The organism is Labrenzia sp. THAF191a, from assembly GCF_009363335.1.
GTDB lineage: Bacteria > Pseudomonadota > Alphaproteobacteria > Rhizobiales > Stappiaceae > Roseibium > Roseibium algicola.
Genome location: NZ_CP045333.1, coordinates 3,954,555 through 3,966,983 on the forward strand (window position 1 = coordinate 3,954,555; position 12,429 = coordinate 3,966,983).

Annotated in this window: 10 protein-coding genes; all 10 read left to right on the top strand. The window is 59.6% G+C overall.

From position 1 onward, the window contains the following. The first annotated feature begins 11 nt into the window (after positions 1–11). The 10 genes from FIV05_RS18215 to cynS all read left to right on the top strand — a co-directional run bounded on the left by FIV05_RS18215 (position 12) and on the right by cynS (position 12,421). On the top strand, positions 12–599 hold the full coding sequence (locus FIV05_RS18215; RefSeq protein WP_152510539.1) for an ANTAR domain-containing protein: 588 nt from the start codon (positions 12–14) through the stop codon (positions 597–599). 60 nt (positions 600–659) lie between these two features. Further along, the gene (locus FIV05_RS18220) at positions 660–1,769 is read left to right on the top strand and encodes a CmpA/NrtA family ABC transporter substrate-binding protein (protein WP_152510540.1); all 1,110 of its coding nucleotides are present in this window, start codon (positions 660–662) and stop codon (positions 1,767–1,769) included. A 365-nt stretch (positions 1,770–2,134) separates the two neighbouring features. Next, positions 2,135–3,535, top strand: coding sequence for a CmpA/NrtA family ABC transporter substrate-binding protein (locus tag FIV05_RS18225; protein ID WP_023001119.1), 1,401 nt, complete (start codon positions 2,135–2,137; stop codon positions 3,533–3,535). Positions 3,536–3,626: 91 nt separating this feature from the next. Further along, complete coding sequence (locus FIV05_RS18230) at positions 3,627–4,709, top strand: ABC transporter permease (protein WP_152510541.1); 1,083 nt, start codon at positions 3,627–3,629, stop codon at positions 4,707–4,709. A 10-nt stretch (positions 4,710–4,719) separates the two neighbouring features. Further along, positions 4,720–6,480 carry a nitrate ABC transporter ATP-binding protein gene (locus FIV05_RS18235; RefSeq protein ID WP_152510542.1) on the top strand — a complete coding sequence of 587 codons (1,761 nt, stop codon included), beginning with the start codon at positions 4,720–4,722 and terminating at the stop codon, positions 6,478–6,480. A 17-nt stretch (positions 6,481–6,497) separates the two neighbouring features. Continuing rightward, positions 6,498–8,951: a nitrite reductase large subunit NirB gene (gene nirB / locus FIV05_RS18240; RefSeq protein WP_152510543.1), complete on the top strand. Its 2,454-nt coding sequence runs from the start codon at positions 6,498–6,500 to the stop codon at positions 8,949–8,951. Next, positions 8,948–9,289, top strand: coding sequence for a nitrite reductase small subunit NirD (nirD, locus tag FIV05_RS18245; RefSeq protein ID WP_173013879.1), 342 nt, complete (start codon positions 8,948–8,950; stop codon positions 9,287–9,289). Before nirB ends, nirD begins: the two co-directional genes overlap by 4 nt. A 30-nt stretch (positions 9,290–9,319) precedes the next feature. After that, positions 9,320–10,165 (top strand): formate/nitrite transporter family protein, encoded by an 846-nt coding sequence (locus tag FIV05_RS18250; protein ID WP_152510544.1) that lies wholly within the window; start codon positions 9,320–9,322, stop codon positions 10,163–10,165. A gap of 63 nt (positions 10,166–10,228) precedes the next feature. After that, positions 10,229–11,962 (top strand): bifunctional protein-serine/threonine kinase/phosphatase, encoded by a 1,734-nt coding sequence (locus FIV05_RS18255; RefSeq protein WP_152511974.1) that lies wholly within the window; start codon positions 10,229–10,231, stop codon positions 11,960–11,962. A gap of 9 nt (positions 11,963–11,971) precedes the next feature. Beyond that, positions 11,972–12,421, top strand: coding sequence for a cyanase (gene cynS, locus FIV05_RS18260; RefSeq protein ID WP_152510545.1), 450 nt, complete (start codon positions 11,972–11,974; stop codon positions 12,419–12,421). Positions 12,422–12,429 lie beyond the last annotated feature (8 nt).

The following is a 12,429-nucleotide window of genomic DNA, read 5'->3' on the forward strand; positions in this document are numbered from 1 at the left end:
ATAATGGCGGCATGAGCGGCGGGCTTTCCATTCTGGTTATAGATGACAACAAGATCCGTGCCTCGATCATCGAGCAGGGATTGCGCGATGCCGGGCACGATAAGGTCATTCTTGTTCACCAGATGGAAGGACTGGTTCGACAGATCGCGGATATCAATCCGGATGTGATTGTCATCGATCTGGAAAACCCGAATCGCGACCAGCTGGAACACATGTTTCAGGTGTCGCGCGCGGTGCGGCGACCGATTGCGATGTTCGTCGACAAGTCGGACAGCCATTCCATAGAGGCCGCCGTCGATGCGGGGGTGTCGGCCTATATCGTCGACGGGCTCAAGCGGGAGCGGGTCAAATCGATCCTTGATATGGCGATCAGCCGCTTTCGCGCGTTTTCCAGGCTGACAGAGGAGCTGGAGGAAGTGCGCTCTGAACTTGCAGACCGGAAAACCATCGATCGGGCCAAGGGCATCCTGATGAAGTCGAAGGGGCTCAGCGAGCAGGAAGCCTATGACCTGTTGCGCCGTACGGCCATGAACCAGAGCCGGAAGATCATTGATGTGGCGCAGAGCCTGGTGATCGCCAGCGGACTTCTGGGAGACTGACGCGATGACAACAAAAAACACCGAGTGGGGAGAAGCGGCCAACCAGGGGACTGGAGGATCATGGATACGAACTTGAAGCCTGTCATTGCCGGATTTATCCCGCTTCTGGACAGTGCCGTTGTCGTGGCGGCTGCCGAACTCGGTTTTGCCGAGCAGGAAGGCATCGCGCTGAAGCTGATTCGCGAAACATCCTGGGCAAATATTCGAGACAGGATTTCCGTCGGTCATTTCGACGTGGCCCATATGCTCGCTCCGATGCCGATTGCATCCAGCCTCAACCTGACCAGTCTTGCGGTGCCCATGCTGGCGCCCATGCTTCTGGGGCTAGGTGGCAACGCAATTACGGTTTCCAACGCACTCTGGGCGGACATGTCGGCTGTCGGAGCCGATCCGGAAGGCGACCCGACGTCGACCGGTGCGGCGCTCGCGCGGGTTATTGCCAACCAGCAGGAGGCGGATGCGCCGCTGCTTCATTTCGGGGTCGTGCACCCGTTTTCAGGCCATGCCTATGAATTGCGCTATTGGCTCGCTGCCGCCGGGATCGATCCGGATCGGGATGTCGAGATTACCGTACTGGCGCCGCAGGTTATGGCGGATGCCCTGGCGGCCGGCCAGCTCGATGGATATTGCGTTGGCGAGCCCTGGAACACGGCTGCGGTCGACGCGGGAACGGGGCGCATTGCAACCTACAAACAGGCCATCTGGCCGGACAGTCCGGAAAAAGTGCTGGGCGTGACGCGCAAATGGGCCGAAGCCAACCCGGAAACGCTGGCCGCGCTGATGCGTGCCTTTTCGGCAGCAGCCGACTGGTGTGCCGATCCGAAGAACAATGCCGAGCTGGCCGACATGCTCGCAAGGCCCGACCTACTGGCTTGCCCCGCTGAAATCTGCCTAGCAGCACTATCAGGCCGGATCAGGCTGGGCCCGGTCTCGGTGAAGGACGTTCCGGACTTCCTGACCTTCTCGGGTGGGGTCAAGGCAGCGCCAATGCCGGTTCACGGCAAATGGTTCTACGAGCAGATGGTTCGCTGGGGGCAGGTGGAGCGTTCGCGAGAGGCGGAAAGCGAAGTTGAAAAGGTCTTTTCTCCGACCGCTTATCTGGAGGCTCTGGAGCTGACCGGAGAAGCGACAGACATGACCATAGAAATGTTTGACGGCGCCCGTTTTTGAGTTCCGAGACAGCTCGCCTGGCGTCGGGGTAGTCTGGTTGCGTTGCACAAAATTCGTTCAGTTGCCTGCGCGCTTCGATGATCAAATATGCAGCTTGAGCATATGGTCAAAATTTTCACAAAGAGTAAGTATCTGTAAATAAAGAGAAAAGCCAATTTCTCCAAATTGGCACAGTTCGTGCTTTTAAGCAGGTGAGGCCGACGCTGGCCTACCAGATATCGCACCCACTGCCGGGTGTACAGGCAAAGCCGCCGATCTGAACCGCATGGGAATTCCTCCCGTCATGCGGTTCGGTCGGCGGCTTTTTTATTGCTCCTGTGCCCGGCTGAAGAGGGCGCAGGACGAACGAGGGACAGGACGCGACAATGAAAAAGACCCTGAATATCACCCGCCGGACCGCATTTGGCGCCCTGATGGCAGCCACGGCACTTGTGTCCGCTTCCAGCGCCTATGCCGAGATGCTGGATGTCGAAAAGGACGAACTCACCTTCGGCTTCATCAAGCTGACAGACATGGCTCCGCTCGCGGTTGCCTATGAGCTCGGCTATTTCGAGGAAGAAGGCCTTTTCGTCACCCTGGAGCCGCAGGCCAACTGGAAGGTTCTGCTCGACCGGGTCATCACGGGCGAACTGGATGGGGCGCACATGCTGGCCGGACAACCGCTGGCGGCCACCATCGGTTTCGGCACCAAGGCGCACATCGTTACGCCGTTCTCCATGGATCTCAACGGCAACGGCATCACCGTTTCCAACGAGATCTTCGAGATGATGAAGCCGCACCTGGAGATGCAGGACGACGGCAAGCCGGTTCACCCGATCAAGGCAACCGCCCTGAAGCCGGTCGTCGACAAGTTCAAGTCCGAGGGCAAACCGTTCAACATGGGCATGGTCTTCCCGGTTTCCACCCATAACTACGAACTGCGCTACTGGCTGGCATCCGGTGATATCAACCCGGGCTTCTATTCCAGTTCGGACATCTCCGGCCAGATCCAGGCAGACGCTCTGCTGTCGGTCACTCCACCTCCGCAGATGCCTTCAACGCTGGAAGCAGGCACCATCTATGGCTATTGCGTCGGCGAACCCTGGAACCAGCAGGCAGTCTTCAAGGGCATCGGCGTCCCGGTCATCACCGATTACGAGATCTGGAAGAACAATCCGGAGAAGGTCTTCGGTCTGACGCAGGAATTTACCGAAGAATATCCGAACACCACGCTTGCGCTTACCAAGGCGTTGATCCGCGCAGCCAAGTGGCTGGACGAGAACGACAACGCCAATCGTATGGAAGCCGTCGAGATCCTGTCCCGCTCGGAGTATGTCGGTGCGGACGCTGAAGTGATCGCCAACTCCATGACCGGCACCTTCGAGTATGAGAAGGGCGACAAGCGAGACGTTCCCGACTTCAACGTCTTCTACCGCTACTTCGCGACCTATCCCTACTATTCCGATGCCGTCTGGTACCTGACCCAGATGCGCCGCTGGGGGCAGATTTCCGAGTACAAACCCGACAGCTGGTACGACGAAGTCGCGCGGTCGGTCTATCGCCCGGACATCTATCTGAAGGCCGCAGAAATGCTGGTCGAGGAAGGGCATGTGGCCAAGGAAGATTTCCCCTGGGAAACGGACGGCTACCGCGCTCCGACCCCGTCGGCGGACATCATCGACGGCATTCCCTACGACGGCAAGCAGCCGAACGCCTACATCGACAGCCTTCCGATCGGCCTGAAAGGCAAGCAGGTGGTCGACGGCAACCAGGTCGTGGGCGGCTGAACTTCCCCAAACTTGAGCGGCGGTCTGCAGCCCCGCCGCTCGTTTTTCTCATTCGACACGAACCGACAGAATTCGAACAAGGATTGACGACATGGCCAATGCCGATACCGCAGGCAGTCAGGACCTTGCCCGTGCCGCACGCCGGGAAAAGCTCTTCACACGGATCAACAAGGCCGCCGGCTGGCTGGATGCGCTTGGCCTTTCCTGGACCGTGCCACTCCTGAAAATTGCCGCAGGCGACAGCCCAAAGGAACAGCTGGGGGAGCTCAAACGCGTTCTCGTGATTCCTCTCCTGGGCATCATCGCCTTTCTCGTCCTCTGGGGAGCGCTGGCGCCCCAGGTGCAGACATCACTGGGCGCAGTTCCCGGGCCTGCTGCTGTCTGGACCCAGGCGGTCAACCTCTGGGACGATCATGAGCGCGAGCGTGACAAGGCCGCTGCCTTCTACGATCGCCAGGAACAACGCAACGCCAAATACGAAGCTGAAGGCAAGACCGACAAGATCAAGTGGCGCGACTATACCGGTAAGCCGACCTATATCGACCAGATCGGCACCTCGCTGAAAACCGTCGGCCTCGGCTTTCTGATCGCAACGCTGATTGCCGTGCCGCTTGGCATTGCCTCCGGTCTGTCGCGCTCCTTCAACGGCGCAATCAATCCGCTGATCCAGATCTTCAAGCCGGTGTCGCCACTGGCATGGTTGCCAATCGTCACGATGATCGTGTCGGCAACCTATGCCGATCCTGTCGACTGGCTGTCTAAATCCCTGTTGATCTCCGCCGTCACCGTGACCCTTTGCTCCATGTGGCCGACCCTGATCAACACCGCGCTGGGTGTGGCCTCGGTCGACAAGGACCTGATGAATGTCGGCCGTGTTCTGCAACTGCCGACCTGGAAGACCGTTACCAAGCTGGTTCTGCCGTCCTCTCTGCCGCTGATCTTCACCGGGCTGCGCCTGTCGCTGGGTGTGGGCTGGATGGTGCTTATTGCGGCGGAAATGCTGGCGCAGAACCCGGGGCTTGGAAAATTCGTCTGGGACGAATTCCAGAACGGTTCTTCCCAGTCGCTCGCAAAGATCATGGTCGCTGTCCTGACCATCGGCATCATCGGCTTCATGCTCGACCGGCTGATGTTTGCCCTGCAGCGCGCCTTCACATTCTCGGCCAATCGCTAAGGAGACGGATATGTCCTTTCTGGAAATTTCCGGCGTCTCCAAATCCTATGGCGAAAATGCCACCCGGACGGATGTGCTGGACGATATCAATCTGAAAGTGGAAGAGGGCGAGTTCATTGCCATCGTCGGGTTTTCCGGCACCGGCAAGACCACGCTGATCTCCCTGCTGGCCGGTCTCATCGAGCCGGACAAGGGCGGCATCATCTTCAAGAACAAGGAAATTGACGGGCCGCACCAGGATCGGGGCGTCGTGTTCCAGTCCTATTCGCTGATGCCGTGGTTGTCGGTGTTCGGAAATGTGGCGCTGGCCGTCGACAGCGTTTTCAAGAAGAAGAGCGCCGCAGAGCGCAAGGCGATCTGCGACAAGTACATCGAGATGGTCGGTCTAGGGCATGCCAGGGACCGCAAGCCGTCGGAACTTTCCGGTGGCATGCGGCAGCGCGTTGCCGTGGCACGGGCACTTGCCATGCAGCCGGAACTTCTGCTGCTGGACGAGCCGTTGTCCGCTCTTGATGCCCTGACCCGCGCGAAGCTGCAGGACGAATTCGCCGCGATCTGCGACGAAGAGAAGAAGACCATCGTTCTCATCACAAACGATGTCGATGAGGCGATCCTTCTCGCAGACCGGATCATACCCCTGAAGCCCGGCACACCGGCAACGCTCGGTCCGGAGTTCAAGGTGCCGTTTCAGCGGCCGCGCGATCGCGGGGAACTCAACCACGATGATGACTTCATTCGGCTGCGTGCCGAAGTCACCGAATACCTGATGGAAGCAGGTGCCGAGCGTGGCGCCGATCTGGAGCGGGAAATCGTTCTGCCGGACATCGTTCCGATTACCCAGCGTCCGAAGCCTGCCGACAAGCTTCCGGTAGCCTATGAGCGGGCATCGGAATCCGCGGTTCAGGACCGTTATCTCGACTTCTCTCAGCTGAAGAAGGTCTATCCGACGCCGAAGGGACCGTTGACGGTTGTCGACGGTTTCGATCTGAAAATGAAGAAGGGCGAGTTCATCACCCTGATCGGCCATTCCGGCTGCGGAAAGTCGACGGTTCTGTCAATGGTGGCCGGCCTCAACAAGATCACCGAAGGTGCCATCGTACTGGACGGCACTCATGTGACGCAGGCCGGTCCGGACCGTGCCGTCGTTTTCCAGGCACCGAGCCTGATGCCCTGGCTGACAGCTTACGAGAATGTCGAGCTTGGGGTCGACAAGGTCTATCCGGATGCGTCCAGGGCCGAAAAGCGGGACGTGATTGAATACTACCTCGGCAAGGTCGGTCTGTCGGACGCCATGCAAAAGGCTGCTTCGGAGCTTTCCAACGGCATGAAGCAACGCGTCGGCATTGCACGGGCCTTTGCCCTGTCGCCGAAGCTTCTGCTGCTGGACGAACCCTTCGGCATGCTCGACAGCCTGACCCGCTGGGAGTTGCAGGACGTCCTGATGGATGTCTGGAAACGCACCCAGGTGACGGCTGTCTGCGTCACGCATGATGTCGATGAGGCCATCTTGCTCGCCGACCGGGTGGTGATGATGTCGAACGGGCCCAATGCCCGCATCGGCAACATCATGGAAGTGGACCTGCCACGCCCGAGGTCGCGCAAGGAATTGCTCGCCCACCCGGATTACTACGCCTACCGCGAGGAGCTTCTGGACTTCCTGGAAGCCTATGAGGGCGGCGCTGATCCGAGCGAAGACCAGTTGAAATCCATTCAGGAAAAGCGGGCCGCACGGATGGCCCGTCAAACCGCGGCAGCCGAAGCAGCCGAATGAAAGTCTGGAGAAAAGCCATGACAAAACAGAAACTTGTCATCGTCGGCAACGGCATGGCACCCGGGCGGATGCTCGAAAACCTGTTCGAAAAAGACAGGGATGCTTATGACGTCACCATTTTCAATGCGGAGCCGCGGGTCAACTACAACAGGCTTATGCTGTCGCCCGTGCTCTCGGGCGAGAAGTCATACGAGGACATCATCACCCATGGCGACGACTGGTATGCCGAACACGGCGTGACGCTTCACAAGGGAGCACGGGTTGCCGAGATCGACCGGGACGCCAAAACGGTGACCTCGGAAAACGGCGTTACCGCCTCTTACGACAAGCTGGTGATCGCCACGGGATCTTCCCCCTTCATCATTCCGCTTCCTGGCAAGGAGCTGGACGGGGTTCTGACCTATCGCGATCTGGACGATGTGGAAAAGATGCTGGATGCCGCCAAACGGGGCGGACGTGCCGTCGTCATCGGCGGGGGGCTCCTGGGTCTTGAAGCGGCAGCCGGTCTCAAGATGCAGGGCATGGACGTAACTGTTCTGCACCTGATGCCGACCCTGATGGAACGCCAGCTCGACCCGGCTGCGGGGTTCCTGCTCGAAGCGGAATTCAAACGCCGCGGCATCGACGTGCGCACCAAGGCAAACAGCCATGAAATCCTGGGTGATGATGCAGGCAAGGTGAGGGGCATCCGCCTTGACGACGGCACCGAGATCGAAGCCTCGATCATCGTCATGGCCGTCGGCATCCGCCCGTCGGCCGACCTTGCCAGGGCGGTCGGGCTGGACGTCAATCGCGGTGTGCTGGTTGGCGATGACATGCGCACCAGCGATGCGGACATCTTCTCGCTCGGGGAATGCGTGGAACACCGTGGCATGTGTTACGGGCTTGTCGCGCCGCTTTATGAAATGGCGGGTGTGATTGCCGACAATCTGCTTGGTGCCTCATCCGAATACACGGGCTCGGTCACCGCGACCAAGCTCAAGGTGACAGGTGTCGATCTCTATTCGGCAGGCGATTTTTCCGAAGGCGACGACCGCGAAGAGATCGTGCTGCGCGATGCGTCGGCCGGCGTCTATAAACGCATCGTCCTGAAAGACAACAAGATCGTCGGTGCCGTCCTTTACGGTGAGACTTCCGACGGCCCCTGGTTCTTCGACCTTCTCAAAAAAGGTACCGACGTCTCGGACATGCGCGAGACGCTGATCTTTGGTCAGGCTTACCAGGGAGGGTCCCCGCTGGACCCTACGGCGGCCGTTGCAGCCTTGCCGGATGATGCGGAAATCTGCGGCTGCAACGGCGTATGCAAGGGCAAGATCGTTACGACGATCAAGGAGAAGGGCCTGACGACCCTGGACGGTGTCCGGGCCCACACAAAGGCCTCGAACTCCTGCGGCACCTGCACGGGGCTGGTCGAGCAACTGATGCAGGTGACCTTGGGCGATGCCTATAACCCGGCGGCCGTGACGCCGATGTGCGGTTGCACGCACCTGGGCCATGACGAGGTTCGCCGCCTGATCAAGTCCAAGGAGCTGAAATCCATTCCCGCTGTGATGCAGGAACTGGAATGGACCACGTCCGGCGGCTGTGCCAAGTGCCGGCCGGCGCTCAACTACTATCTGGTCTCCGACTGGCCGGATGAATATGCGGATGATTACCAGTCCCGTTTCATCAACGAACGCGTCCACGCCAACATCCAGAAGGACGGCACCTATTCGGTGGTCCCGCGCATGTGGGGTGGGATGACCTCGTCCAAGGAACTGCGGGCGATTGCCGATGTGGTCGACAAGTTCAACATTCCGGCGGTGAAATGCACCGGTGGCCAGCGCATCGACATGCTTGGCATCAGGAAGGAAGACCTGCCGGCAGTCTGGGCGGACCTCGGCAAGGCCGGGTTCGTTTCCGGGCAGGCCTACGCCAAGGGTCTGAGAACGGTGAAGACCTGCGTCGGGACGGACTGGTGCCGGTTCGGCACACAGGATTCCACCGGTCTCGGCATCAAGCTGGAAAAGTTCATGTGGGGCTCATGGACCCCGGCGAAGTTGAAGATGGCGGTGTCCGGCTGCCCGCGAAACTGCGCGGAAGCAACTTGTAAAGATATCGGCATCATCTGCGTCGACAGCGGTTACGAGATCCACTTCGCCGGAGCTGCCGGTCTCGACATCAAGGGCACGGAAGTTCTGGGCCTGGTCAAGACCGAGGAGGAGGCGATCGAGCATGTTGCTGCGCTTACCCAGATGTACCGCGAGCAGGGTCACTACCTGGAGCGGATCTACAAGTGGGCGAAACGCATAGGTCTGAATGAGATCCGTCGCCAGATCATGGACGACGAGGCGATGCGCATGGCGTATTTCGACCGTTTCGTCTTCTCCCAGAAATTCGCCCAGGTCGACCCATGGTCGGAGCGCGTCTCCGGCAAGGACAAGCATGAATTCAAGCCGATGGCTGTTCTGACGAAGGAGGCTGCCGAATGACTGCCGACATCCGTAACTGGGTCCATATCGGCACCCTTGAAGACATTCCCAGGGAGGGAGCGCGGTGCGTGAAGAATGGCGACATGACCATCGCCATCTTCCGCACCGCCAAGGACGACGTCTTTGCGCTGGAAGACAAGTGCCCGCACAAGAACGGGCCTCTCAGTCAGGGCATTGTGCATGACGGCTGTGTGACCTGCCCGTTGCACAACTGGGTGATCTCCCTGGAGACGGGAGCCGCGCAAGGAGCCGACGAAGGCCGCACGGCGGCTTTTCCCGTCCGGCTGGAGGACGGCCGGATCCTTATCGACCTTTCCTATTCCCACGAAGCCGTCTGATCGGCCGAGCATTTCGCGAAAGGAATTCAGATGTCATATGTAACGCCACAGGAATTTGCCACCAAGATGATCGACGCCGGTGAAGCGAAGATCTTCATGTCCACAAAGGACACGCTTATCCGGGCCTATATGGCAGGCGCCATCCTGGCCCTTGCAGCCGCCTTCGCCGTGACCATCGCCGTCAATACCGGCAACTTCCTGGTCGCCTCGATCCTGTTCCCGGTCGGCTTCTGCATGCTCTATCTGCTGGGCTTCGACCTTCTGACGGGCGTGTTCACGCTGGCGCCGCTGGCCGTGATCGCAAAGCGTCCCGGCTGCACCTGGGGCGGCGTCTTTCGGAACTGGGGCCTTGTCTTCACCGGCAACTTTGCGGGTGCCCTGACGACGGCGGTCTTCATGGCGATCATCTTCACCATGGGCTTCAGCCAGGAGCCGAATGCCGTCGGCCAGAAGATTGGCCAGATCGGTGAAAGCCGGACACTCGGCTATGCCGCTGCGGGCTGGGCGGGACTGCTGACGGTCTTCATTCGCGCAGTGATGTGCAACTGGATGGTTTCAACCGGTGTTGTCGCCGCGATGATGTCGAACTCTGTCTCCGGCAAGATCATGGCGATGTGGATGCCGATCCTGGTGTTCTTCTATCTCGGCTTCGAGCACTCCATCGTGAACATGTTCCTGTTCCCCTCCGGCATCATGCTGGGCGGTGACTTCACCTGGTTCGACTACTTTGCCTACAACGAAATTCCGGTTGTTGTCGGCAATCTGGTCGGCGGGCTGACCTTCGTCGGCGGCATGATCTACGCCACCCATTACAAGACGTCGCCGTCCCGTAAGGCAGGCTACGAAAAGGCGCCGATCGCAGCGCCAGCCGAATAAGTGTGAAGCTCCGCCGTCACCGGCGGCGGAGCGTCTTTTCCGGAGGATCGTTTTCCCGTGCTGATGCAAGTCCGCCATACCACCTTGAGCGTCGAGACCGGCCAGCATTCGTCTGCCGGACGGAAAGCCCTGAACCAGGACTTTCATGGCGCCATGGTGCCGGACGGCCCGGCCCTGGTGCACAAGGGCATCGCACTTGCTGTCGCGGACGGCATTTCCTCCAGTCCGGTTGCGCATGTCGCAGCCGAAACGGCCGTTAAATCCTTTCTCTCCGATTACTATTGCACCTCTGAAGCCTGGACAGTGAAGACCTCTGCCGTCCGGGTGATCTCTGCCGCCAATTCCTGGCTATTCAGCCAGACGAAACAGGCCGACGATCTCGACAGGGGCCATGTCTGCACCTTTTCTGCCCTGGTCCTGAAGGGGCGCAAGGCTCATCTCTTTCACGTCGGTGACAGCCGCATCTGGCGTCTTTCCGGCCAGAGCCTGGAACAGCTGACGGAAGACCACACTGTCCGGATTTCCGAACAGGAGAGTTATCTCGGCAGGGCTCTCGGGGTCGAGCAATCCGTCGATATCGATTACGCCGTGTTCGATCTTCGCCCGGGCGATCTGTTTGTCCTCACGACGGATGGCGTCCATGGTTTCTTGCGCGCGAAGGACATGGCTGACGCCGTTCTGGCTGGCGAAGATCTCGATCAGACAGCCAGGACACTTGTCGAAAAGGCGCTGGCTGCAGGCAGCAACGATAATCTGACCGTTCAGGTCGTGCGGGTTATCGACATCGCGGAACCCGGTGCCGATGATCTCCTGAACGGGGAAGGCACCTTGCCACCGGCGGCGCTGCCGAAGGTGCCTGGCACCCATGAAGGGTTCCGTTTATTGCGTGGGCTGCACGCCACCAGCCGCAGCCACATATATCTGGCGGAAAACGAAGAAACCGGCGAACCGGTGGCTCTCAAGTTTCCGTCGCTCGATTTGCGCGGAGAGGAAGACTATCTGCGCCGGTTCGCGCTGGAGGAGTGGGTTGCCCGCCGGATTTCATCGCCGCATGTGTTGAAGGCTTCCACCTATCCGCAAGGCCGGCAGACGCTTTTTCTGGCAACGGAATTTGTCGAAGGCCAGACGCTTCGCCAGTGGATGATCGACAATCCTCACCCCAGCCTTGAGACCGTGCGCGGAATTCTGGAGCAGGTGGCCAGGGGATTGATGGCCTTCCACCGCAAGGAAATGGTCCATCAGGACCTGCGGCCGGAAAACATCATGATCGACACGTCCGGTACGGTGAAAATCATCGATTTCGGGTCGGTGCGGATCGCCAGCGTGATGGAAGCCGCTCCTTCGCTCGACAAGGGTGAGATCCTCGGCACCCACCAATATACCGCGCCAGAGGTGTTTCTCGGCTACCTCGGGACCGAGTACAGCGACCAGTTTTCGCTCGGTGTGATCGCCTATGAAATGCTGACCGGGCGTTTGCCCTATGGTGCGGCCGTTGCCAGGGCAACGAGTGAGCGGGCTCAGGCTGCACTGCGCTATCGCAGTGCGACAGCTGTCACGGAACGGGTTCCGGACTGGGTCGATGGTGCGCTTTGCCGCGCGGTTCATCCCGTGCCGGTCAAGCGCTACGAAGCGCTGAGCGCCTTCCTGGAAGATCTTCGCCGCCCGAACCCGGCCTTCAGTTCAGATCGTTTTGTTCCTCTGGCGGAACGGGATCCGGTCCGTTTCTGGCAGATCGTCTCTGCTGTTCTCGCGGTGCTCTGCGCCATCCTCTTGTTTCAACTCTTCGGCAATTCATAGGAGATTTTCATGTCCGCTCTTACCCGCGAAGACGTTACCAGCATGATCCTGTCGGCGAAGCGCCAGGCGGGGCTCACATGGGAAGGCATTGCCGAAGCGATCGGCATGTCGCCTGTCTGGACCCATTCGGCGGCCATGGGCATGAACGCCATGCCGGAAGACAAGGCAAAGGCAATCACGGAGACACTCGGGCTGCCGCAGGAAGCGGCTCTGGTACTGCAGGAGAGCCCCACGAAGATCTGGTCGCAGACCGTGCCGACGGATCCGTGCATCTACCGTCTTTATGAAATCGTCGGCGTCTACGGCCCGACAATCAAGGCTTTGATCCATGAGAAATTCGGCGACGGCATCATGTCGGCCATCGATTTCGACATGTCGGTAACCCGTGTCGAGAATCCCAAGGGAGACCGGGTGAAGATCGAGATGTCGGGCAAATACCTTGGCTACAACGCCTGGTAAATCAAGAA

Excerpts from the sequence above, each read along its gene's own strand:
- FIV05_RS18215 (WP_152510539.1), top strand. The coding sequence starts at position 12 with ATGAGCGGCGGGCTTTCCATTCTGGTTATAGATGACAACAAGATCCGT.
- nirD (WP_173013879.1), top strand. The coding sequence starts at position 8,948 with ATGACTGCCGACATCCGTAACTGGGTCCATATCGGCACCCTTGAAGAC.
- FIV05_RS18255 (WP_152511974.1), top strand. The coding sequence starts at position 10,229 with ATGCAAGTCCGCCATACCACCTTGAGCGTCGAGACCGGCCAGCATTCG.
- FIV05_RS18230 (WP_152510541.1), top strand. The coding sequence starts at position 3,627 with ATGGCCAATGCCGATACCGCAGGCAGTCAGGACCTTGCCCGTGCCGCA.
- FIV05_RS18225 (WP_023001119.1), top strand. The coding sequence starts at position 2,135 with ATGAAAAAGACCCTGAATATCACCCGCCGGACCGCATTTGGCGCCCTG.
- nirB (WP_152510543.1), top strand. The coding sequence starts at position 6,498 with ATGACAAAACAGAAACTTGTCATCGTCGGCAACGGCATGGCACCCGGG.
- FIV05_RS18220 (WP_152510540.1), top strand. The coding sequence starts at position 660 with ATGGATACGAACTTGAAGCCTGTCATTGCCGGATTTATCCCGCTTCTG.
- cynS (WP_152510545.1), top strand. The coding sequence starts at position 11,972 with ATGTCCGCTCTTACCCGCGAAGACGTTACCAGCATGATCCTGTCGGCG.
- FIV05_RS18235 (WP_152510542.1), top strand. The coding sequence starts at position 4,720 with ATGTCCTTTCTGGAAATTTCCGGCGTCTCCAAATCCTATGGCGAAAAT.
- FIV05_RS18250 (WP_152510544.1), top strand. The coding sequence starts at position 9,320 with ATGTCATATGTAACGCCACAGGAATTTGCCACCAAGATGATCGACGCC.